Below are 22,072 nucleotides of genomic sequence, written 5' to 3'. Positions count from 1 at the left end.
ATCCAAAACAGCAATGTTTTGGATTTTGATTTATATAAAGGAAAGCTTACTTAAGCTTCTTCCGCTTTTGCTTTTTTAGCGTCTCTCTTTTCTTTGAAGTGTTCCAAAGCAGAACCAACCAACCAATAAGGAATGGCAAAGGTTAATAAGAAAATCATTAACCAAAATCCTAAGGTTAATATGGATAAAAATGCTAAAAATCCTAAATACTGATCAAAATCGAACATGGTATATACTTTTGTTTTACACTGCAAATATACTATAAGAAAAATAGTTTTACAACATAAAATTTCAGATTTATCTATTAAAATCGATGCGTTTTTTTGTCATTTAAAAAATTAGTGTAAATTTGAGTATTGATGATGACCCCAAAGTCTAAATCTTTGTAAGCAATTTAACCGAAGCTTAAGATATTATTTTATTGGATTACATGTATGTTGGAACCGTTCCGATATGGGGTTTCACCACACGATAGATTTGACATCGTCTAATCTTCGATTTCGTGCGGTGATAGGGTTTGGCATTACAAAAATAAAATAAAGACAAACAAAACGGTGTGTGATCCCGAAATATAGAACCGTTAACATAAGATTTTGTTTGGATATAACTAGTTGTGGTGTATTAGAAAAACGAAAGAAAGTACTAAAAATGGATAATGAATTTTATGAACCAGAGAATTATCATCCAATTAAAGATTGGGCGAAAATATGTGCGACTAATAAACCTATTCACGCCAATGAAGCAAAAAAATCAGACGGACCATTTTATTGTCCAGACACATTTGAAGAATTGATAGTTAGAAAATGTGTTGACAAAAGAGACCATTTCGCTTATAAAGGAAGATTAAGTTCTGTTTATGGTGGTGGAGAATCGAAATTACATTTTGAATGCAAAACTGAAATTTGTGAAGAACTAAAAAAAGAATTTCCAGATGGGAATTGGAAAGTTGAAAGATTAATACCCGAAAATAAGGAAAAAGACATAAAGAAATTAACACCAGACATTAGCGGAAGAATAAATGGAAAACCTATTGTTATTGAAGTCCAAGCAAGTTCATTAACACTACCAAAAATTCTTAAACGTGTAAATGGATATTACGCTCGGAAGGTTAGCATTTTATGGATAGTTCCTTTGAAAGAGGATTTGGGTACTGAAAATTTCAGACCAAGATTATATGAAAAATATTTACATTCAATGTATTATGGTAAAGTTTACTATTGGATAAAAGGGAATGGCTCAAAAGTCAGTCCTGTACATTTTGACAATGCAGACAGATGGATTGAGGAGTCACATTGGTTTGAGGAAGATGGAACTGAACGAACTGAAGGAGGCTTTGATAAAACATATAAAACGATATTCAAACCTAATTATGGTAAGAAAATTGACCTTAAAGACTTTATTAGTTACGAAAGAGAGGAGTTTACACCTGAAAATGAAGATAAGACTGTTCCTAAATGTTTGATATTTAAAGATAATATGAAAAAATGGTGGAAGGGAAAATAAATAATGACAAACAAAACGGTATGTGATCCCGGAATATAGAACCGTTAACACAAAATTTTATTTGGATATAACTAGTTGGCAACAAGCTGAACAAAATCCTAACAAAAACGAAATGAAAAAAATCACATTGATAATAATCTTAATTTTTTCTCAACATATCTACTCTCAAACTCAGCAAGAAATGAGTGAAAAAGAAAAAATAAATTACAATATATCAGAAAACGAATTAAACATAGTCTACAATCAAATTCTGGAGCAAAATAAAATTAATTCCCCCGCTAGCGCGAGCATCTTGCTCGTGCCCAGCAAGAGAAAGAAGATAGAAAAATAATATTATGAGCAGAAAATACAAATTTCATAACGAATCAGCAGCCTATTTTATAAGTTTTGCTACCGTGTATTGGTTAGATATTTTTACTCGTCAAGTATATTTTAATGTATTAGAAGAAAGTATAGATTATTGCAGAGAAGAAAAAGGTATGGAAGTATTTGCTTATTGTTTTATGCCAAGTCATGTGCATTTAATATTTAGGTCAAGTAATGAAGATCCATCAGGATTAATAAGAGATTTTAAAGGTTTTACAGCAAGAAAACTAATAAAATCAATAGAAGAAAATCCACAAGAAAGTAGAAAAGAGTGGTTATTCTGGATGATGGAACGAGCAGGTAAAAAGAAAAGCAATGTTAACCAACGTCAATTTTGGCAGCAACACAATAAACCAATAGAATTATGGAGTGAAAAAGTAATACAACAAAAAATAGATTATATTCATAACAACCCTGTTGAAAGCGGTTTTGTTACCGATCCAATAGACTGGAAGTATAGTAGTGCAAGAAATTATCAAGAAGACCAAACAGTTTTAGAAATTGATATATGAGAAGAAATACTAACTTTAGTTTGTTTAAGGGCACGAGCAAGATGCTCGCGCTAGCGGCGACTATCAATCTGACTTTCAAAAATATTGTCAAACTAATGACACTATTAATCAATTAAAAATTTTGACTGAATGGAATTCGGCTAATCCAAAAGATGCTGAACTTTACACGAGTTATTTCAATTATCATTTTATGAAATCTAAGCAAGAAGTTCTTGCTATGTCGACAAATGAACCAAATGGAGAAAGTCTTGTTTTAAAAGATAGTTTAAATCAAACAGCAGGTTTTTTAGGAAGTAAAATACATTTTGACCAAAAAGAATTAGAAAAAGGAATAAGTAAAATTAACGAAGGAATTAAACTTTATCCAAATAGACTTGATATGCGATTTGGAAAAATCTATGTTTTAGGAGAAGTCTCTGATTGGAAAAATTTCACTTCCGAAATTAAAAAAACAATAGAATATTCCACAAAAATTGGAAATAATTGGACTTGGACTAACAACGAAAAATATGATGGCGGAGAAAAAGAATTTCTTTTAGATATTCAAACATATCAATTGCAATTATACAATACTGAAAATGACAACTTGCTCAAAAATATGCGTGAAATTGCAAACACAGTTCTGAAATTCTATCCAAATCATATTGAGAGTTTATCAAATCTATCAATTACTTATTTATTGACGGGAGAATATGACAAAGGAATTGAACCACTTTTACGGGCTGAGAAAATTAATCCGAAAGATTATATTGTTCTTTCAAATATTGCTCAAGGTTATAAATTAAAAGGAGACAAGAAAAAAGCAATCGAATATTACGAAAAGACTGTTGAATTTGGAGATGATAGAGCAAAAGAATATGCGAAACAACAAATAATAGAGCTGAAAAAATAAAAAATGATGCCAATCCCCGCTAGCGCGAGCATCTTGCTCGTGCCCAGCAAGAGAAAGAAGATAGAAAAATAATATTATGAGCAGAAAATACAATTTCATAACGAATCAGCAGCCTATTTTATAAGTTTTGCTACCGTGTATTGGTTAGATATTTTTACTCGTCAAGTATATTTTAATGTATTAGAAGAAAGTATAGATTATTGCAGAGAAGAAAAAGGTATGGAAGTATTTGCTTATTGTTTTATGCCAAGTCATGTGCATTTAATATTTAGGTCAAGTAATGAAGATCCATCAGGATTAATAAGAGATTTTAAAGGTTTTACAGCAAGAAAACTAATAAAATCAATAGAAGAAAATCCACAAGAAAGTAGAAAAGAGTGGTTATTCTGGATGATGGAACGAGCAGGTAAAAAGAAAAGCAATGTTAACCAACGTCAATTTTGGCAGCAACACAATAAACCAATAGAATTATGGAGTGAAAAAGTAATACAACAAAAAATAGATTATATTCATAACAACCCTGTTGAAAGCGGTTTTGTTACCGATCCAATAGACTGGAAGTATAGTAGTGCAAGAAATTATCAAGAAGACCAAACAGTTTTAGAAATTGATATATGAGAAGAAATACTAACTTTAGTTTGTTTAAGGGCACGAGCAAGATGCTCGCGCTAGCGGCGATCCGAAATATAGAACCGTTAACACATCCTTTTGTTTTGATATAACTAGTTACCCAACATTATGAAAATAATACTCAACCTATTAGTTTTTGGATTAATCCTTTCTTGCTCTTCGACAAAGAATATTAAAAAAGAAAATACAAATACATTTAAAACAATTACTGAAGCTTCATACAGTTCAAAACGAAGTGGAGAATTAACCCGTAAAAAAGCCTTAAACCAAAAAGTTAACAGAAAGGAAATTTATAATGTACAAGGAGATTTGATAGAATATTGGCGTTTTGAAAATGATGATACAATTTATGAAAAAACAAAACTCACAAAAAACAAAGAAGGAAAACTTATAAAAAGTATCACTTTTGACAAAGATGGCAATCTAAAAAAACTTACAACAACTGAATTTGATGAAAATGGAAAAATTATTGAGTACAAAACATACAATTCTGATAATGAATTAATTTTTTTACAAAAGAATGAATACGACACTAAAGGAAATCAAATAGCATTGACTAAATCGAGTGTTAAGTCAAATCGAACCTTTAAAACAACTAACGAATATAATTCCAAAAACCAAAAGATTAAAGAAACTGATTTCAAATCAGATGGAATAATAAAAGGCATAAGAACTTATAGATATGACACAAAAGGTAATGAAATTGAATCTGAATTAACAAGACCAAATGGTGATTACACAAAATTTATTTCTACATATAATGAACGAAATAATATCCTAACACAATATTGGTACGATAAGGATGGAAAACAAAAACATTGGAATAATTGGGAGTACAGTTATGATAAGAATGACAATTGGATTACTAAGAAAAGGTTTTCCAAAGGAGAATTAGGATATGTTTGGGAAAGACAAATTGAATACAAATAAAAACGTTGAGTAACCCCGCTAGCGCGAGCATCTTTTGCTCGTGCCCCAGCAATAGAAAAAAAATAAATTAATATGAAAACAAGATTAATAATACTAGCATTCCTATTCACTCAAGTATTTTATTCTCAAATTAAAATTCAAGAGGACAACCTGACTATTGAGTATGAAAAAACTAAAAAAGCGAGTCAATTAATAGCGGTGACTAATGTTAGAACAAAGTCAAAAAAAATAGTTCAATACAACATTAAAGTTAGAATCGAGATGATTGATAATAAGAAAAGATCTTTTGACCCCAACAAATTTTCACTTATAGATTATCAAAACAAAATAAGACTAAGACCTGTTGATGTAGCCTATACAAATTTCACAGACAAATGGCATTTTTACAAATTAATAAAGAATAAGCCAAGCTATAAATCTCTTGAAAATCGGTATGACCCTAGTATTAAAGATACATTTTTGGATTATGAATTTGAGGGAATTACTAATTATATCATACCCATACATTTCGAAGCATATAACAAATATAAAATAAGTTTTAAAAATCCAAAAAAAGTACCTCACGAAACGTATTTTGAACCTAAAGAATTAAGAAAAAGAAATATTAATTTATATTTTCCATTGATAAAAGGGACTAAAAGTGCTACACTTTATTATGGAAATACGAAAATTGAAGACATAAAATTTAAATAAACTTTATAAAAGAATTAAACCCACACTACCGCCACGCTTTAGCGTGGTGGCGTCAAAGAATGGTAAGTCATGGTAGTAGTGGAAATAAAAGATGTTTTTAGCTAGTTTACGGCCACTAAGTACAACTTAGCGGCAGCGGAATGATTTATGAACTCATAGAACATAAAAATAAGACTCCTTAGTTATTTTCTAAATGTTCTTCAATATCAGCAATATGATATTGCAACGCCTGAGCAGAGATCTGTATTTCCTTGATCAATAATAATAAAGAAATGATTAATAAAATTAAAGCGAACCCAAAAATCCAAACGGCCATGTTTTGTTGATGAATATAGATTAAAAACATGGTCAACACACAGAAAAGTAAACTTGAAATTCCAAAAATTTGCATCCATCGGGTTAAGTTTAGACGTAGTTTTAAATTCTTAATCTGTCTTATTAAAGACTCTTCTTTGCGTTCTAAATAAATATCGTGCAAATTTCTAATGACTGCAGCATAGGCTAAAAAACGGTTGGTATACGCCAACATAATTAGAGAAATTGCAGAAAATAAAACTGCAGGGGTAGTCAATGTTAATTCTTCCATATAGATGTCAAAATTAAGTAATTATTACCATCAAAAAAAAGAAATAGTTTATGAAAATCCCTCATCAATTTTCCGCTAGCGTGGCAGCAGCAGGCTATCCGTTTGTTTTACGCTGTAAACAGTCTATCAGAAAACTAGTTTTACTACATAAAATTTCAGATTCATCAACAGCTTGATAACAGCATGGATTTGAAGTGAAAAAATTGTAAATTTGTATTCAAATCAGAATGTTATGAAGTTTAGAATAGAAAAAGATACGATGGGAGATGTTCAGGTTCCCGCAGATAAATTGTGGGGCGCCCAAACCGAACGCTCTCGAAACAATTTCAAAATCGGAAGCGCTGCTTCCATGCCAATTGATATCGTCTATGGATTTGCATATCTTAAAAAAGCCGCTGCCTATACCAATTGCGAACTCGGAATTCTATCTTCTGAAAAACGTGATTTGATTGCACAAGTGTGTGATGAAATTCTCACAGGAAAACACGATGATCAATTTCCTTTAGTCATTTGGCAAACCGGCTCAGGAACGCAAAGCAATATGAACCTGAACGAAGTGATTGCCAACCGTGCCCAACAACTGGCAGGAAAAATTATTGGAGAAGGTGAAAAAACCATCCAACCCAATGACGACGTTAATAAATCACAATCTTCAAACGATACTTTCCCCACAGGAATGCACATTGCTGCTTATAAAAAAGTAGTCGAAACAACCATTCCAGGGGTTCAAAAATTACGAGATACACTTCAAGCGAAATCTGAAAAATTCAAATCTGTTGTAAAAATCGGACGTACCCACCTGATGGATGCGACGCCTCTGACCTTGGGGCAAGAGTTTTCGGGTTATGTATCACAACTAGACCACGGATTAAAAGCATTGAAAAATACACTGGAACACCTAAGCGAAATCGCTTTGGGAGGCACCGCTGTAGGAACCGGATTAAATACACCTGAAGGTTACTCCGAATTGGTAGCCGATTATATTGCAAAATTTACTGGCTTGCCTTTCATAACCGCCCCCAATAAATTCGAAGCGCTGGCTGCTCACGATGCAATTGTAGAAAGTCACGGGGCTTTAAAACAGTTGGCAGTTTCCTTAAACAAAATCGCCAATGACATTCGTATGATGGCTTCAGGGCCTCGCTCTGGCATTGGAGAAATTACCATTCCTGCCAACGAACCTGGAAGCTCAATCATGCCCGGAAAAGTGAATCCTACACAGTGTGAAGCACTTACCATGGTCTGTGCGCAAGTGATGGGGAATGATGTTGCCATTTCGGTTGGTGGCACTCAAGGCCATTACGAACTGAATGTATTTAAGCCAATGATGGCCGCTAACTTCTTGCAATCCGCAGAATTGTTGGGCGATGCAGCACTTAGTTTTGAAGCCCATTGTGCTTCAGGCATTGAACCCAACCACGATGTGATTGAAAAATTATTAAATAACTCCTTGATGTTAATCACCGCTTTAAATACCAAAATAGGTTATTACAAAGCTGCTGAAATAGCGAATACTGCTCACAAAAATGGGACAACGCTTAAGGTAGAAGCCATCAATCTTGGGTATGTCACAGCAGAAAATTATGATGCGTGGGTCAAACCCGAAAACATGGTTGGAAGCCTAAAATAAATTTATGAACATCCTTTTTACGCATATCAAAGAATTACTTCAAACCCGACCAAAATCGGAACTAAAAGTGGTGGGTACTGCAATGAAGAAATTACCACATATCAAAAATGCGTTTCTGAGAATTCAAGGCGATACTATTCTAGATTTTGGTACGATGGATGATTTGGTCATTCAAGAAACGGATGAAGTAGTGAATGTCACTGGAAAAATAATACTTCCGACTTGGTGCGACAGCCATTCGCATGTGGTCTATGCAGGCGATCGTTCGCAAGAATTTGTAGACCGATTGAATGGATTAAGCTACGAAGATATTGCGGCCAAAGGCGGCGGTATTTTGAACTCTGCTCAAACCTTACAAGACACAAGTGAAGATGCCTTATTTGAACAATCCATGGAGCGTGTCCATGCACTCATTCAACTTGGGACGGGTGCCTTGGAAATAAAATCTGGATACGGACTCAGTACCGAAGCGGAGCTTAAAATGCTGCGTGTCATTAAGGCTATTAAAGAGACTGCACCCTTAAAAATAAAAGCGACCTTTTTAGGAGCCCACGCAATTCCAAAAAAATATAAGAACAATAAACAAGCATATCTTGATCTCATTATCAATACCATGCTCCCAGAAATACACACTCAAAAATTAGCTGATTTTGTAGATGTATTTTGCGAAAAAGGCTATTTCTCTTTAGAAGATACCGAACAAATTCTAGAGGCAGCGACAAAATATGGCCTCGTTCCAAAAATTCATGTGAATCAATTTAATGCTTTTGGCGGTGTCGGCTTAGGCGTCAAACACAAAGCCTTATCTGTGGATCATTTGGAAGTACTCAACACGGAAGATCTTGAAGTTTTAAAAAAATCCTCAACCATTCCAGTGGCCTTACCTGGCTGTTCTTTTTTCTTAGGGATTCCTTATACGCCCGCACGAAAACTAATAGATGGAGGCATGGCATTGGCCATCGCAACCGATTTCAATCCCGGCTCTGCTCCTAGTGGCAATATGAATTTTGTGGTGAGTCTCGCCTGTATCAAAATGAATATGAGCCCCGAAGAAGCCATCAATGCAGCCACCCTAAATGGCGCGTACGCGATGAATATATCAGAGCAGTATGGAAGTATTGCAACAGGGAAAAAAGCAAACCTTATCATCACAAAAAACATGACGTCCTACCGTCAAATTCCTTATCATTTTGGGAATAACCCCATACACAAGGTGATGATTAACGGTGAATTTGTGAACTAATTTGTTCCTATTTCAAAGTGAATGTAGAAGTAGTAACCAACACATTCTGATCAAAAACGTTCACCATATAGACTCCTTTTTCATAATCACCTTCTTCAGCAGAAACAAAATCACAAACATCTAACAGTTCGTTGTCGTATGTGAAAGCACTCACGTAACTGTATTTTAAAATGTCTTCATCAAACTGAACTGGTTTATTGGATCCAATCACACTAAGGTTCGGGTCGATCACTTGAACGAAATATTTTTTATCGCCTGCTTCTGTTAACAGATTAGAAGGTACTGAATAACAGATTCTTAAATTGTCAACTCTTGAAGCACGTGTCGTTGGGACTAACTTCCCAGACTTTCGTTGGATAACTCCGTAAGCATTCAAACGTTCAACGGTTAGTTTTTTGGCAGCATCCACAGACTCTGACAAACGAAGGTTTTGCTCTGACAATACAGTATTGGAAGCTAATTGAGAAGACAATTGAACTTGCGTGCTGTCTAAAGAAGTTTCTAATAATGCATTTTGAAATTTCAAAGTTGCATTTTCATCTAACAACACTTCCATTTCAGATTCTAATTCGAAAAATTTCTTCTTGTATTTAAGCAATGCTGACACAGATGATTTTGAGGATTTAAGTTCCGCCATAAGCGCTTCTAAACGTGCTTGAGCTTCGATCAGTTTTTCATTCGCAACTTCATTATCAGCGTTGGCTTCGTTATACAAAGAAGACATGTTTTCTAAATTCCTAAGAACTTCCGTTTTTTCATTTTCAAGGAGTGCCTCAGTTGCGTTACTCTCTTGATGCATTTGATAGCTGTAAAACAAGGTTCCGATAAGCAATAAGGCTAAAATAATAATCGCTGCCTTTGAGCCTTTATTTGAAAATGTAGAATTCATAATGGTATATAATTAAGGATTAAAATAAATGGTTTTTAAAATCAATAAAAATTATTGTAATTTTAAAGTCCAGCAAATGTATTACAAAAAATGAACAATCTTCAAATTATTTCCACTGAAACGTTAAATCGCATCACGACCAAAAGAGCGGGTGAAACTAAATTTTTTGAACTTGTTAAATACCTGAAGAACACGACTCATTTACCTTCGATACTCGAAGATTCTGAAGTGAAATTTGTGCTTTTTGGAATCAAAGAAGACATTGGCGTTTTGGCGAATAATGGGCGCGCTGGTGCAAAAGATACTTGGGATGTTGCCTTGAAATCACTTTTAAACCTTCAGAGCAATCAATTTACAAACCCTTCGAATGTACTTTTGTTAGGCCACTTGGATTTTTCAGAATTATACGATACTCTGCCTTCAATCCAACCCGATCAACTCCAACACACCTATCAAACCTATGTGGAGCAGATTGACAAGAGTGTTACAGAATTGGTTTGTACAATTGTTAAGGCGGGAAAGATTCCCATTCTCATTGGAGGCGGTCACAACAATGCGTATGGCGCTATAAAAGGAAGTGCACTCGCTTTAGATTCTAAAATAAACAGTCTAAATTTTGATGCCCATACAGATTTACGAGCACTAGAAGGTCGACACAGTGGAAATGGCTTTAAATACGCTCTAGAAGAAGGTTATTTGGATCGCTACTTTATTTTTGGAGTGCATGAAAATTATACTTCTAAAGAGATTTTAAACTATATAGAGGTGTCAAAATCAAAAATAGAATTCAATACTTTTGAGGATCTTATCGTTCGTAAAAAGATGTCTTTTAAGAAGGCTTCTGAAAACGCGATGGACTTTATTTCTAATACAAAATTTGGAATTGAAATTGATTGTGATGCCATTCAAAACATTCCTAGCAGTGCGCAGACACCGAGTGGGTTTTCTGTAAATCAAACACGTCAATTTGTACACTATTTTGGAAGCGACCCAAACGCCACTTACTTACATATTTGTGAAGCTGCAACTGGTGAAGATTCACAAACAAACGCACTAACTGGAAAGCTCCTCTCCTATTTGATTACAGATTTTATGAACGCTCGAAAAGATTCTTAAATTAATCTCCTTTTTTAAACCCATAAAACAACTGACCAAAAAACCCAGATGGCATTTGTTGGTCATCGCTGTAACCTAACACAAGATTTTTATCTGGCGTTGGCACATAGTTGGTTTTAAAAATATAATCCCACAAACTTAAGCTGATTGCAAAATTAACTCCAGTTTTAAATCCTTTAGGAATTGCCTGTGCATGGTGATATAAATGCATCACGGGGTTGTTAAATACATATTTTAAAGGACCATAATCTAATTTGATATTCGCATGGTTCAGGTGTCCAATTGAAATGGCAATAAAGTGAATGATAAATGCTTGCTCAGGTTCAAAGCCTCCCAATAACATTAACGCAATCACTTTGAACGGTTTGTAAAGAATATTCTCCATCCAATGGTAGCGCAAATGTGCCGCAAACCCCATTTCTTTTACTGAGTGGTGCACTTTATGAAATTTCCATAAAAACGAAAAACGGTGTAATATGATATGTGTCAACCATTGTACAAAATCGAGAACAACAAAGAAAATCAATAATTGAAGTAGGGGTGAAAAATTAGACAAATCAACGAGGGCAATGGCATTTGGAGAAATCTGAAACGCATCGACTGCAATTTTGGTGATGATTTTATACACTCCACTAATCAACATACTAAAGATGAAAAAGTTGAAAAACATATAAAACCCATCAAGAAAAAAATCTTTTCTAAAAACTGATTGTTGTTTGCGCCAAGGAAAAATCATTTCAATTCCCCACACAATTAATGAGATCGCTATCAGACCCCAAAAATAATTTTGCGTCCAAGGCACCTCAAAACAAATGGATTTCCAAGTCCACTGTACGGTTCCCATAAAGGCGTTTAAAAACAATTCTAAATACTCCATTTAATACGCTAGTAACTCCATTAATTCATGCTCAAAAGTTCGCTTTGCAAGATACTGCTGTTCTAGCTGACTTGCAAATGGAATGGGAGTTTCTATACTTGCCACTCGTTTGACAGGTGCATCTAAAAACTCAAACGCTTGTTCCATCAATTGGGACGAAATATCAGAAGCAATACTTCCAAACAACGAGTCTTCTTGTACTATAATGGCTTTATTGGTTTTTTTAACGGACGCTAATATGGCTTCAAAATCTAAGGGTTGCAAACTTCTTAAATCTATTAAATCCGCGGATATATGCGGATGTTTCTCTAAAGTTTCCAATGCCCAATGTACTGCAGCTCCATAAGAAATAATGGTAACATCCGTACCCTTTTTGAGTGTTGAAGCAACACCGAACGGCAGCGTAAAATAATCTGTAGGCACCTCATGCCTTATGCTTCTGTACAAGGCTTTATGCTCAAAAAACAAGACTGGATTAGGATCGTTGATGGCGGTTGCCAACAAGCCTTTTGCATCGTAAGGAAAGGCGGGATATATCACTTTTAGACCAGGGGTTTTTGTAAACCAAGCTTCGTTGGTTTGGGAATGAAAAGGCCCAGCAGCCACGCTGGCTCCACAAGGCATACGGACCACAATATCCGCTGCTTGCCCCCATCGGTAATGGGATTTTGCTAAATAATTAACCACCGGATTAAATCCTGAACTTACAAAATCTGCAAATTGCATTTCAACCACTGATTTGATGCCCGCAATGGACAAGCCCATCGCTGCTTCCACAATCGCAGATTCACAAATGGGTGTATTCCGAACGCGTGCTTTTCCAAACTGTTCGACAAAATTTTCTGTGATTTTAAAAACCCCTCCATATTCGGCAATGTCTTGTCCCATAATCACCAAATCGGGATGTACTTCCATGGACTGACGAAGGCCATCCGAAATGGCATCAATCAATCGTTTTGTTTCTTGGTTTGATGTGGGTTTCGTTTCTTTATATTCAAACGATTTATAAACATCTGCGAGCTCCGTTTCTAAATCTGGAATGATCGCAGGTTCCTCAGAAGCCGTTTGCAATCCGTCTTGAATTTCTTTTTTATAGGCCGCTTTAAAATCCTCTATTTCAGTTTCTGTAATTACTTTTTCTTGAAGAAGATAGATCTCAAAATTAGAGATAGGATCTTTTTCAGCCCACGCATCTAACAGCTCTTGAGCAACATATTTCGTCCCACTCGCCTCTTCATGGCCTCGCATTCTGAATGTTTTAAATTCAATCAAAACAGGTCGTGGATTGAGTCGAACACTTTTTGCAATGGTATCTAATTTAGAAAACACTTCCATCACATTATTGCCTTCAATCACATGAGATTCCATTCCATAGCCCACGCCACGATCGGCAATGGATTCACAATTATATTGTTCATTAGACGGGGTCGAAAGTCCATAGCCATTATTTTCAATGCAAAATAAAACGGGTAAATTCCAAACAGAAGCCACATTCAGCGCTTCGTGGAAATCGCCTTCGCTCGTCCCGCCATCTCCTGAAAATACAGCAGTCAATTTAGGTTCTTTTTTTAATATATGAGAAAGTGCAATCCCATCGGCAACCCCAAGCTGAGGCCCTAAATGCGAAATCATTCCAATAATTTTATAATCTTGGGTTCCAAAATGAAACGAACGGTCCCGCCCTTTTGTAAAGCCGTTGGCTTTTCCTTGCCATTGAGAAAACAAACGGTATAAGGGAATTTCTCGCGTTGTAAACACTCCTAAATTACGGTGCATTGGAAGGATGTATTCATCGGAGTTCAAGGCCAATGTGACCCCAACAGAAATGGCTTCTTGTCCAATCCCTGAAAACCATTTTGATATTTTTCCTTGTCGGAGTAATATCAACATTTTATCCTCGATAAGTCTGGATTTCAACATATTGAAATACAATGCCTTTTGAGTTTCTGGGCTTACTTCTTTAAAATCGTAGTTAAATAATGGTTTCAAATCTAGTATATTTCTGTTTCAAAAATAGGAAAATAATAGTTAACTCCGTTTAACTTTAAAAATTGCTTTTGTATAATTTTTGAATGGATCATGTTAATTGAAATACCACCTCATTTTGTAGTTTTAAATTTATTTTCATTATTTCGATCCCGTTGCCAGATCACAGGGTTTTCACGAATGTATTTACGGATACGGTTTAATTCATTTTCAGACACTTAAAAAACGAACATCTTTACGAAGTGAGATTTGGATATTTATATTTACTGTTGTGCTTATTGTTTGAATTGTTATCTTTGTTACAAACATGATTAAACAAAAGCCATGAACAAAATTCCAAGTGTCAATCTTTCAGAGTTTTTATCCAACGATCCAAAAGTCAAACAAAAATTTGTAGATGAAATTGGTGAAGCATACGAAACAATTGGGTTCGTAGCACTTAAAGGCCATTTTTTGGATGATACTTTAGTGGATACTTTATATTCAGAAATAAAGAAATTTTTTGATTTACCAACAGCTCAAAAACAAAGCTATGAAGTTCCAGAAATTGGAGGACAACGTGGTTATGTATCTTTTGGAAAGGAAAGTGCAAAAGGAAGAAAAGAAGGCGATTTAAAAGAATTTTGGCATTTTGGACAGTATGTGCAAGACAATCCAGAACTCGAAGCAGAATATCCTAAAAACGTAGAAGTTCCAGAGTTGGCTGAATTTAATAAGGTCGGAAAAGAAACGTATAAAATGTTGGAGAAAACAGCTACTTATGTTTTAAGAGCACTGTCCATCCATTTAGGATTGGATGAATTTTATTTTGACAACTATGTGCATAATGGAAATAGCATCTTACGCCCTATTCATTATCCACCCATTCAAGAAGAACCAAAAAATGCAGAACGTGCTGCAGCCCATGGAGATATCAACTTGATTACCTTATTAATGGGGGCACAAGGAAAAGGACTGCAAGTTCAAAATCATGATGGCGATTGGATTGATGCCATCGCAAATCCAGATGAATTAATGATCAATGTGGGCGATATGCTCTCGCGTCATACCAATAATAAATTAAAATCAACCATCCACCGTGTGGTGAATCCACCACGAGAACTATGGGGTACTTCGCGCTATTCGATTCCTTTTTTCTTGCACCCTATCAGTGCTATGAAATTAAACGTCTTAGAGGACTGTATTGATGCCGAACACCCAAAACAATTTGATGACATCACTGCGGGCGAATATTTGGATCAACGTATTAAAGAATTAGGATTCGCCAAAAAATAATGGATTTAAAAGACCAACTTAAAAACCTATTCCCAGAGCATACCGAAAGTCCCGAAGACCTCTCTGAAGTAAAAAAAACATCCCTTTGGATGCAAGACGCCCCTATTATTTGTAAATACGAAAAACGAAAAGGGAAACCCATCACCATTATTGAAGGCTACACTGGGGGGGATAAAGATTTTAAAATCCTTGCCAAAGATCTCAAAAAGAAGTTCAGTGTGGGTGGCAGTTTTAAAAACGACAGCATCATCATACAAGGCGATTACAGAGATAAAATTATGGAGTTTTTAAAAGAATTGGGATTCAATGTCAAACGTGTTGGGGGCTAACCATAAAACAATTAAATGTCAATAAAAAATTCTGAACTCATACTCAATTCGGATGGTAGTATTTATCATCTTCATTTAAAACCTTCCGACATTGCGGATACCATCATTTTTGTGGGGGATCAAGAGCGCGTGACTGAAGTGACGAAGCATTTTGATACTGTAGATTTTGAGGTGCAAAGTCGTGAATTTAAAACCCAAACAGGAATTTATAAAGGGAAACGCCTCTCTGTAATTTCTACAGGAATCGGTCCAGATAATATTGATATTGTGCTTAATGAACTGGATGCCTTGGTGAATATTGACTTTGAAACACGAGAAATCAAAGCGAATAAAACAAGTTTATCGATTGTGCGTATTGGAACTTCCGGGGCTTTACAACCTGATATTGATATTGACAGTTTTGTACTGAGTGGGTATGGAATGGATATTAATGGGATGTTACAATCCTATAAAATTGCTGCGATCAAACATTCGGATATCGAAGCTGCTTTTGTGAAACATACGCAATGGAGTCCACAAAAACCCTATCCTGTCATCATTGAAAATTCAAAAATATTAGAAGTAAAATTAAAAAGTGATCAGACCATTAACGGACTGACGGCGACTTGTGGCGGGTTTTACGGACCGCAAGGCCGTGTATTACGCTTGGAATTACAAGACGAAAACATAAATCAAAAAATAGATAGTTTTGAGTATAACGGCTTGAGAGTAACCAATTTTGAAATGGAGACTTCTGCCATTTATGGATTGTCAAAATTATTGGGGCATGAAGCCTGTTCTATGAATGCTATTTTAGCCAACAGGGCTTTGGGGACTTTTAGTAAAGACCCGCAGGCCACTATCGAAAAATTAATAACTTATACGCTGAATAAACTTATTTCTTAGATGAAACATCCATAACTAAAACTTGAAACCTAAGAAAAATAATCAAATGGATGTAACATGTGACCATTAAAAATCAATAACAATACACACATGAAAAATGTACGCATTGGTGGAGTTCCTGAACACTTCAATTACGCTTGGTATTTGGCTTTAAAACAAGGCCATTTTAAACCCCACGACATCAATGTTCGTTGGAAGAATTATTTTGGTGGTACGGGTCAAATGACCAAAGCACTGCGTGATAATGAAATTGACATCGCTGTGATTCTAACCGAAGGAATTATTAAAGACATCACAGAAGGCAGTCCTTGTAAAATTGTGCAAGTTTTTGTAGAGTCGCCCTTGATTTGGGGAATCCATGTGGCAGAAAAATCCGCATTTAAAAAACTCAGTGACCTCAAAGGCCAACGGGCTGCTATCAGTCGCTATGGCTCTGGATCGCATCTGATGGCGTATGTGAATGCGTTAGAACTTGGATGGGATACAGCAACGGATTTAGAGTTTGAAGTTGTGAAAGATTTGGATGGTGCTGTGGAGGCACTTACACATGAGAAGGCTGATTATTTTATGTGGGAAAAATTTACGACAAAGCCTTTAGTGGATCAACAGACATTCCGACGTTTGGGCGATTGTCCAACGCCGTGGCCTTGCTTTGTGATTGCGGTGCGCGATGAATTTATAACTAATGAAAAGGAAACGCTTCAAGCCATTCTAGAAGTCATCAATACAATCACGGCTGGTTTTAAACAAATCCCTGAAATCGATGCAATTATTTCCGAACGCTATCAGCAAAAAAATGAAGATGTAAAAAATTGGTTAGAGCTTACGGAATGGTCACAAGAAAACATTGAATCTTCTACCGTTGAAGCGGTTCAAAATCAATTGTTGAAATTAGACATCATTTCCGAAAAACTACCCTACAATAAATTGGTTGCCTCTCTAGAAGATTAACCCCATTGAATGGGCGATTTGCCTAATGATTTCAGCACTTCATTCGTTTTACTAAAATGCTTATTCCCGAACCAATAACCACGATTGGCACTCAAAGGCGATGGATGTCCCGTTTGTAAAACAGTATGTTTTTCTGTATCGATAAATCTAATTTTATTTTTAGCAAAACTTCCCCATAATAAAAATACCAAATCCGATCGTTCCCTAGAAAGTGTTTTGATCACCTCATTTGTGAATTTTTCCCACCCGTGTTTTTGATGACTCCCCGCTTCCTTTGCACGGACACTCAAGGTTGCATTTAAAAGTAACACGCCTTGGTTTGCCCACGGACTTAAATCGCCACTAGACGGAACTGGAAGTTTCAAATCCGTTTCTAATTCCTTGAAAATATTTTTTAAAGAAGGTGGATGCGGCATTCCTTCATTCACAGAAAAACACAAACCGTTGGCCTGTCCTTCACCATGGTAGGGATCCTGACCGATGATGACAACCTTAACCGCTTCAAACGCACAGCTTTCAAACGCATTAAAAATCTGATTAAAAGGGGGATAACAGGGGTGTAAACCATATTCGGCATGCACAAAAACATCCAATGTCTCGAAGTAAGGTTTCTTAAATTCTGGTTCTAAATGGGAACGCCAAGTCCCGCTGAGTTGTAACATAAAATAGAGCTTAACAATTAAGGCTTAGATGGCAAATTTAAACTATATATTTTAAACATTAATACCTACATTTGTGACGACTTATGCACGAACGCTATGATTAATATTTCCAAGAAAACATTGCAGGATTTAGAATTTGAATCCGTAATTCAACAGGTGGCAACTCACAATGTTACAAGCTTGGGGAAAATTGAAATTCTCGGAACACTCCCTTTTTCAAAAAGAGAGGATGTGATTGAAGCGCTACAGCTCACCAACGAATTTGTAGCTTCTTTTGATAATGAAAATCGAATTCCAAACCACGGGTTTGATGCGATCACCGCAGAATTAAAATTAATTCGGATTGAGAATAATTATCTAGAAATAGACGGATTTCGAAAAATAGCAAGCATCTGTTTGACCACAAATATCTTATTGAAATTCTTTAAGAAATTTCATGAATACTATCCGCTTTTACACAAAGTTTCTTTGCTATTAGAATCCAATAAAGAGATCCCAGAAGCCATTAATAGCGTGGTTGATAAATTTGGCGAAATTCGCAACGATGCATCTGATACCTTGTACGGATTGCGTAAATCGATTCAAGCGGTTCGTATAAAAATCAATACCAGTTTCAATTCTGCTTTAAGCAATTATAACAGCTTGGATTATTTGGATGACATCCGTGAAACGGTGATGGAAAACCGACGTGTATTGGCCGTCAAGGCGATGTACCGACGCAAGGTAAAAGGCAGTATTTTGGGGGCTAGTAAAACAGGCAGCATCGTCTATATTGAACCAGATACCACACAACAACACCAACGGGATCTTAATAATTTAACCTTTGAAGAAACCGAAGAAATCAAGCGGATTTTACTTGAGCTTACCAGTTTTATAAGTGGTTACGGCCCCCTCTTAGAAGATTTTCAGTTATTTCTGACAAAATTAGATGTCATCTATGCCAAAGCAAAATATGCCAAAGTAATTGATGCCATTCTTCCAGAAGTTACAGAACATCAAGAAATTGAGCTTGTGGACGCTTACCACCCTTTGTTATTGGTGGCGAATAAAAATGAAGGAATTACCACTTTTCCACAAACAATTACGATGACTACCGAAAGTCGAATCATTGTAATTTCGGGTCCGAATGCTGGGGGGAAAAGTATCACGCTAAAAACGGTTGGACTGCTTCAAATTATGGTGCAATCGGGCATGTTGATACCTGTCCATGAACGGTCTAAACTGTGTTTGTTTGATTCAATTTTAAGTGATATTGGCGATAATCAATCGATTGAAAACCATTTAAGTACGTATAGCTACCGTCTGAAGCAGATGAATTATTTTTTAAAGAAGTGTAACAAGCATACCCTCTTTTTAATTGATGAATTTGGGACGGGAAGTGATCCTGAATTGGGAGGTGCCTTGGCAGAAACTTTTTTGGAAGTGTTTTACGAGCGAGAAGCGTTTGGCATCATTACGACGCATTATAGTAATTTAAAATTATTGGCCAACGAATTGCCACACATTCAGAATGCGAATATGTTGTTTGATGAAAAGACCTTACTACCGTTGTATAAGTTGGTGATTGGACAAGCGGGAAGTTCTTTCACTTTTGAAGTGGCTCAGAAAAACGGCATTCCTTTCAGTTTGATCAATCGGTCTAAAAAGAAAATTGAGCGCGGCAAAATACGGTTTGATAAAACCATTTCGAAGCTTCAAAAAGAACGTTCGAAACTTGAAAAAACCGAACGTGCGCTCAAACAAAATGAAATTAAAAAGAGTTTAGAAGCCGATAAATTAGAGACAACGAATGCCAAGGCAAAGAAAAAACTGCAAAGCTATCAAGAACTTTTTGACAGCAATCAGCGTTTGGTGTATCTGGGACAAAAAATTAGTGATTTAGGTGAACGCTATTTCGATAACAATCGGAAACGCGAATTGATGAACGAACTTTTTAAATTGGTGCAGATTGACAATTCGAAACGTCAAAAAATAAGCCTCAAACAAAAGAAGATTCTTTTGGCAAAAGAAATTGAATTAAAGAAGGAAGTCGGTCAAAAAGTAGCGGTGATTCGCCAACAAAAAAAGCAACAAAAAGAAAAAGCAGCACTGATTCCACCAAAACCAAAACGCACCTTGAAAATTGGAGACCAAGTCCGACTGGAAGATGGCCGCGCGGTGGGTACGATTGATAAATTAGAGAAAAATAAAGCGGTGGTCAATTATGGACTTTTCACAACCAATGTGAGTGTGGACCGCCTTGAATATGTGAATTCTAAAAAATAATGCAAAAAATTGTTTTCTTTGATGGCGTTTGTAACCTCTGTAATCGCAGTGTGAATTTCCTCATAAAACAAGACAAAAAAGGCCTTTTAAAATTTGCATCTTTGCAGAGTGATTTTGCGAAGTCCTTTCTGCCTGAAGACTTAGTAAACAGTGCGGATTTAGACAGCATCGTCTTTTCGGATGGGAAAAAATTCTTTACAAAAAGCAGTGCCGTTTTAGCAATTTGTAAATCTTTAGGAGGCGGTTTTCATTTTTTTAGAATTGGGTACCTCCTACCGTCATTTCTTAGAAATGCTGTGTACACATTTATTGCAAACAATCGCTATAAATGGTTTGGCAAAAAAGACCAATGTATGATTCCGACAGCAGATTTAAAAGAACGATTTTTGGATTGATGGTATTGAACACCCGAATGTTAAAACCCAACTCACTTTAACTACAATTAAATTATTTTTAATACATTTATGACAGATTTAGACCTCAAATCTGATTCTTCATTTTAACCAATTCAACCTTTTAGTAAGATATTAGAGTACTCAAATTGAGAGTAGCTTTTTTTATGCCTGTTTGTGAAAAGCATCTTGTAAAAACTAACAATAAAATTAAAAAAAATAAACCTACAAGTTGATTTAGTGAAAATAATTAATACATTTGTAATAGTAAAAGACAGTTTATATTCAGTTCAGTATGAAACTGAGATGTTAAATGAATTTGCGAAATGTTTTGAATTATGGAACGATCCAATCTATTTAAGAGCGTTTTTCGAGCAGCACAAGGAAGATTTAGAGCACAAGTTTTGGAATGACATAACAATTGAAGATGCCATTATTAAAACAAGAGAAGATGCTCAACTTTTTGAAGAAGAATTATTATACATCGCAGAAACTGGAAAAACTGAAAGACTTGAAACATTATCAACCTTATTTGAGCCTTTATCAAAAGGGTACATCTACGGAAAATTTGAAAAAGACAAAGCGAAAGGAATCAAAAGACACAGTTGGCTTCGGATGTATGCAATAAGAATTGAAGCCAATCTATTTGTTGTTTGCGGAGGAGCAATTAAACTCACACAAACAATGAATAATAGAGATCATTTAATTTTAGAGCTGTATAAATTAGAATTTACAAGAAATCACCTACAGGATGAAGGTAACAAACATTTAGAATTCGTTGAAATAAATTAAAATAATCTAATAATTTCAAATGCGTATGAGCAACATAAAAAATAGACTTGAAAAAAACTCAAAACAAGATAACTCTTGGGTTGAAAGAGCAAAATACCGTAAAGAAAATAAAACTTGGCTAGATATTTCTTTTACGATTGCTGTCAGAATAATGTCTGCTCTTAAAGCAAATAAAACGGCTGATGTGTTTCCAAAAACTCAAAAAGAATTAGCCGAAGCAATGGTTTGTTCACCACAATATGTGAACAAACTATTGAAAGGTACTGAAAACCTGCAATTAGAAACTGTTACTAAAATTGAACAAATACTAAATATTAGTTTAATTGAAATCCCTGAATTTCAATCAACACTTCAAGTTGAGCAATTTAGAAAGCCTGCTGCATCTGATGAGTTGGTTAAGAAAGATGTTGTGTTTAAAATCAAAAAAACAAAGGAGAAAGTTTGATTTGAAAAATTTCTTTACTACATTTATGACAGATTTAGACCTCAAATCTGATTCTTCATTTTAACCAATTCAACCTTTTAGTAAGATATTAGTGTACTGTGAATGACACAGCGGGTGCGTGTATGTGTTTTTTTAAAAACGAATCGAGTAGCGTAGCACGCATCATAATGAACAATAGACTTAGATTTTTACTGCTAAAATGGGTGAGATGAAAAAATATATA

At 35.3% G+C, this 22,072-nt stretch carries 23 protein-coding genes; 17 read left to right on the top strand and 6 right to left on the bottom strand.

Annotation, left to right across the window (positions count from 1 at the left end):
• Positions 1-50 precede the first annotated feature (50 nt).
• Positions 51-227 carry a hypothetical protein gene (locus FORMB_RS13180; protein WP_197493472.1) on the bottom strand — a complete coding sequence of 59 codons (177 nt, stop codon included), beginning with the start codon at positions 225-227 and terminating at the stop codon, positions 51-53.
• A 421-nt stretch (positions 228-648) separates the two neighbouring features.
• Between FORMB_RS13180 and FORMB_RS10960 the strand changes: the two genes are divergently transcribed.
• The 6 genes from FORMB_RS10960 (at position 649) to FORMB_RS10930 (ending at position 5,526) form a co-directional block, all read left to right on the top strand.
• The gene (locus tag FORMB_RS10960) at positions 649-1,503 is read left to right on the top strand and encodes a competence protein CoiA family protein (RefSeq protein WP_069677494.1); all 855 of its coding nucleotides are present in this window, start codon (positions 649-651) and stop codon (positions 1,501-1,503) included.
• Between the two features lie 335 nt (positions 1,504-1,838).
• On the top strand, positions 1,839-2,381 hold the full coding sequence (locus tag FORMB_RS10950; protein ID WP_069677492.1) for an REP-associated tyrosine transposase: 543 nt from the start codon (positions 1,839-1,841) through the stop codon (positions 2,379-2,381).
• Positions 2,382-2,571: 190 nt separating this feature from the next.
• Positions 2,572-3,273 carry a tetratricopeptide repeat protein gene (locus FORMB_RS10945; protein WP_231925543.1) on the top strand — a complete coding sequence of 234 codons (702 nt, stop codon included), beginning with the start codon at positions 2,572-2,574 and terminating at the stop codon, positions 3,271-3,273.
• A gap of 135 nt (positions 3,274-3,408) precedes the next feature.
• A complete protein-coding gene (locus tag FORMB_RS10940; RefSeq protein WP_231925542.1) occupies positions 3,409-3,891 on the top strand; it encodes an REP-associated tyrosine transposase in 483 nt (160 codons plus the stop codon).
• Between the two features lie 120 nt (positions 3,892-4,011).
• The gene (locus FORMB_RS10935; protein ID WP_069677490.1) at positions 4,012-4,833 is read left to right on the top strand and encodes a hypothetical protein; all 822 of its coding nucleotides are present in this window, start codon (positions 4,012-4,014) and stop codon (positions 4,831-4,833) included.
• Positions 4,834-4,905: 72 nt separating this feature from the next.
• Positions 4,906-5,526, top strand: coding sequence for a hypothetical protein (locus FORMB_RS10930; RefSeq protein ID WP_069677489.1), 621 nt, complete (start codon positions 4,906-4,908; stop codon positions 5,524-5,526).
• Positions 5,527-5,704: 178 nt separating this feature from the next.
• Here FORMB_RS10930 and FORMB_RS10925 read toward each other — a convergent pair whose 3' ends face one another.
• The gene (locus FORMB_RS10925) at positions 5,705-6,112 is read right to left on the bottom strand and encodes a DUF2721 domain-containing protein (RefSeq protein WP_069677488.1); all 408 of its coding nucleotides are present in this window, start codon (positions 6,110-6,112) and stop codon (positions 5,705-5,707) included.
• A 232-nt stretch (positions 6,113-6,344) separates the two neighbouring features.
• Here FORMB_RS10925 and fumC point away from each other — a divergent pair, with 232 nt between their 5' ends.
• On the top strand, positions 6,345-7,742 hold the full coding sequence (gene fumC / locus FORMB_RS10920; protein WP_069677487.1) for a class II fumarate hydratase: 1,398 nt from the start codon (positions 6,345-6,347) through the stop codon (positions 7,740-7,742).
• A 4-nt stretch (positions 7,743-7,746) separates the two neighbouring features.
• Positions 7,747-8,985 (top strand): imidazolonepropionase, encoded by a 1,239-nt coding sequence (gene hutI, locus FORMB_RS10915; RefSeq protein WP_069677486.1) that lies wholly within the window; start codon positions 7,747-7,749, stop codon positions 8,983-8,985.
• A gap of 7 nt (positions 8,986-8,992) precedes the next feature.
• Here the strand turns inward: hutI and FORMB_RS10910 are convergent, their stop codons facing one another.
• Positions 8,993-9,874 (bottom strand): hypothetical protein, encoded by an 882-nt coding sequence (locus tag FORMB_RS10910; RefSeq protein ID WP_069677485.1) that lies wholly within the window; start codon positions 9,872-9,874, stop codon positions 8,993-8,995.
• A gap of 90 nt (positions 9,875-9,964) precedes the next feature.
• On the opposite strand from FORMB_RS10910, the gene FORMB_RS10905 reads away from it, so the two are divergent.
• Positions 9,965-10,990, top strand: a complete 1,026-nt coding sequence (locus FORMB_RS10905; protein ID WP_069677484.1) for a formimidoylglutamase — start codon at positions 9,965-9,967, stop codon at positions 10,988-10,990.
• A gap of 1 nt (position 10,991) precedes the next feature.
• On the opposite strand, the gene FORMB_RS10900 is transcribed toward FORMB_RS10905, so the two are convergent.
• Positions 10,992-11,867: a sterol desaturase family protein gene (locus FORMB_RS10900; RefSeq protein ID WP_069677483.1), complete on the bottom strand. Its 876-nt coding sequence runs from the start codon at positions 11,865-11,867 to the stop codon at positions 10,992-10,994.
• The gene (locus FORMB_RS10895; RefSeq protein WP_197493511.1) at positions 11,868-13,787 is read right to left on the bottom strand and encodes an alpha-ketoacid dehydrogenase subunit alpha/beta; all 1,920 of its coding nucleotides are present in this window, start codon (positions 13,785-13,787) and stop codon (positions 11,868-11,870) included.
• A gap of 390 nt (positions 13,788-14,177) precedes the next feature.
• Between FORMB_RS10895 and FORMB_RS10890 the strand changes: the two genes are divergently transcribed.
• The 4 genes from FORMB_RS10890 to FORMB_RS10875 all read left to right on the top strand — a co-directional run bounded on the left by FORMB_RS10890 (position 14,178) and on the right by FORMB_RS10875 (position 17,293).
• A complete protein-coding gene (locus FORMB_RS10890) occupies positions 14,178-15,128 on the top strand; it encodes an isopenicillin N synthase family dioxygenase (protein WP_069677481.1) in 951 nt (316 codons plus the stop codon).
• Entirely contained in the window at positions 15,128-15,457 is a 330-nt protein-coding gene (locus FORMB_RS10885; protein ID WP_069677480.1) for a translation initiation factor, read from the top strand. The genes FORMB_RS10890 and FORMB_RS10885 overlap by 1 nt, the downstream gene beginning before the upstream one ends.
• Before the next feature lie 15 nt (positions 15,458-15,472).
• Entirely contained in the window at positions 15,473-16,342 is an 870-nt protein-coding gene (locus FORMB_RS10880) for a nucleoside phosphorylase (protein WP_069677479.1), read from the top strand.
• A gap of 90 nt (positions 16,343-16,432) precedes the next feature.
• Positions 16,433-17,293, top strand: a complete 861-nt coding sequence (locus FORMB_RS10875; protein ID WP_069677478.1) for a substrate-binding domain-containing protein — start codon at positions 16,433-16,435, stop codon at positions 17,291-17,293.
• Here the strand turns inward: FORMB_RS10875 and FORMB_RS10870 are convergent.
• On the bottom strand, positions 17,290-17,955 hold the full coding sequence (locus FORMB_RS10870) for a uracil-DNA glycosylase (RefSeq protein WP_069677477.1): 666 nt from the start codon (positions 17,953-17,955) through the stop codon (positions 17,290-17,292). The genes FORMB_RS10875 and FORMB_RS10870 overlap by 4 nt on opposite strands.
• 96 nt (positions 17,956-18,051) lie before the next feature.
• Here FORMB_RS10870 and FORMB_RS10865 point away from each other — a divergent pair, with 96 nt between their 5' ends.
• From FORMB_RS10865 to FORMB_RS10850, 4 genes are all read left to right on the top strand, one after another.
• Positions 18,052-20,220, top strand: a complete 2,169-nt coding sequence (locus FORMB_RS10865; RefSeq protein WP_069677476.1) for an endonuclease MutS2 — start codon at positions 18,052-18,054, stop codon at positions 20,218-20,220.
• Positions 20,220-20,615 (top strand): thiol-disulfide oxidoreductase DCC family protein, encoded by a 396-nt coding sequence (locus FORMB_RS10860; protein WP_069677475.1) that lies wholly within the window; start codon positions 20,220-20,222, stop codon positions 20,613-20,615. The genes FORMB_RS10865 and FORMB_RS10860 overlap by 1 nt, the downstream gene beginning before the upstream one ends.
• Before the next feature lie 237 nt (positions 20,616-20,852).
• Positions 20,853-21,404 (top strand): hypothetical protein, encoded by a 552-nt coding sequence (locus tag FORMB_RS10855; RefSeq protein ID WP_157498158.1) that lies wholly within the window; start codon positions 20,853-20,855, stop codon positions 21,402-21,404.
• A 25-nt stretch (positions 21,405-21,429) separates the two neighbouring features.
• Positions 21,430-21,849 (top strand): helix-turn-helix domain-containing protein, encoded by a 420-nt coding sequence (locus FORMB_RS10850; RefSeq protein ID WP_069677473.1) that lies wholly within the window; start codon positions 21,430-21,432, stop codon positions 21,847-21,849.
• Positions 21,850-22,072 lie beyond the last annotated feature (223 nt).

It is taken from the genome of Formosa sp. Hel1_33_131 (assembly GCF_001735745.1).
GTDB lineage: Bacteria > Bacteroidota > Bacteroidia > Flavobacteriales > Flavobacteriaceae > Hel1-33-131.
The sequence above is the reverse complement of the archived record's forward strand: the minus strand, read 5'-3'. Positions and strand labels throughout refer to the sequence as shown.

What these genes read in the sequence shown, in the direction of transcription:
- FORMB_RS10860 (WP_069677475.1), top strand. Translation starts at nt 20,220, where the DNA reads ATGCAAAAAATTGTTTTCTTTGATGGCGTTTGTAACCTCTGTAATCGC.
- hutI (WP_069677486.1), top strand. Translation starts at nt 7,747, where the DNA reads ATGAACATCCTTTTTACGCATATCAAAGAATTACTTCAAACCCGACCA.
- FORMB_RS13180 (WP_197493472.1), bottom strand. Translation starts at nt 227, where the DNA reads ATGTTCGATTTTGATCAGTATTTAGGATTTTTAGCATTTTTATCCATA.
- FORMB_RS10875 (WP_069677478.1), top strand. Translation starts at nt 16,433, where the DNA reads ATGAAAAATGTACGCATTGGTGGAGTTCCTGAACACTTCAATTACGCT.
- FORMB_RS10850 (WP_069677473.1), top strand. Translation starts at nt 21,430, where the DNA reads ATGAGCAACATAAAAAATAGACTTGAAAAAAACTCAAAACAAGATAAC.
- FORMB_RS10865 (WP_069677476.1), top strand. Translation starts at nt 18,052, where the DNA reads ATGATTAATATTTCCAAGAAAACATTGCAGGATTTAGAATTTGAATCC.
- fumC (WP_069677487.1), top strand. Translation starts at nt 6,345, where the DNA reads ATGAAGTTTAGAATAGAAAAAGATACGATGGGAGATGTTCAGGTTCCC.
- FORMB_RS10900 (WP_069677483.1), bottom strand. Translation starts at nt 11,867, where the DNA reads ATGGAGTATTTAGAATTGTTTTTAAACGCCTTTATGGGAACCGTACAG.
- FORMB_RS10905 (WP_069677484.1), top strand. Translation starts at nt 9,965, where the DNA reads ATGAACAATCTTCAAATTATTTCCACTGAAACGTTAAATCGCATCACG.
- FORMB_RS10945 (WP_231925543.1), top strand. Translation starts at nt 2,572, where the DNA reads ATGAAATCTAAGCAAGAAGTTCTTGCTATGTCGACAAATGAACCAAAT.
- FORMB_RS10925 (WP_069677488.1), bottom strand. Translation starts at nt 6,112, where the DNA reads ATGGAAGAATTAACATTGACTACCCCTGCAGTTTTATTTTCTGCAATT.
- FORMB_RS10880 (WP_069677479.1), top strand. Translation starts at nt 15,473, where the DNA reads ATGTCAATAAAAAATTCTGAACTCATACTCAATTCGGATGGTAGTATT.
- FORMB_RS10895 (WP_197493511.1), bottom strand. Translation starts at nt 13,787, where the DNA reads ATGTTGAAATCCAGACTTATCGAGGATAAAATGTTGATATTACTCCGA.
- FORMB_RS10935 (WP_069677490.1), top strand. Translation starts at nt 4,012, where the DNA reads ATGAAAATAATACTCAACCTATTAGTTTTTGGATTAATCCTTTCTTGC.
- FORMB_RS10950 (WP_069677492.1), top strand. Translation starts at nt 1,839, where the DNA reads ATGAGCAGAAAATACAAATTTCATAACGAATCAGCAGCCTATTTTATA.
- FORMB_RS10870 (WP_069677477.1), bottom strand. Translation starts at nt 17,955, where the DNA reads ATGTTACAACTCAGCGGGACTTGGCGTTCCCATTTAGAACCAGAATTT.
- FORMB_RS10910 (WP_069677485.1), bottom strand. Translation starts at nt 9,874, where the DNA reads ATGAATTCTACATTTTCAAATAAAGGCTCAAAGGCAGCGATTATTATT.
- FORMB_RS10960 (WP_069677494.1), top strand. Translation starts at nt 649, where the DNA reads ATGGATAATGAATTTTATGAACCAGAGAATTATCATCCAATTAAAGAT.
- FORMB_RS10890 (WP_069677481.1), top strand. Translation starts at nt 14,178, where the DNA reads ATGAACAAAATTCCAAGTGTCAATCTTTCAGAGTTTTTATCCAACGAT.
- FORMB_RS10930 (WP_069677489.1), top strand. Translation starts at nt 4,906, where the DNA reads ATGAAAACAAGATTAATAATACTAGCATTCCTATTCACTCAAGTATTT.
- FORMB_RS10885 (WP_069677480.1), top strand. Translation starts at nt 15,128, where the DNA reads ATGGATTTAAAAGACCAACTTAAAAACCTATTCCCAGAGCATACCGAA.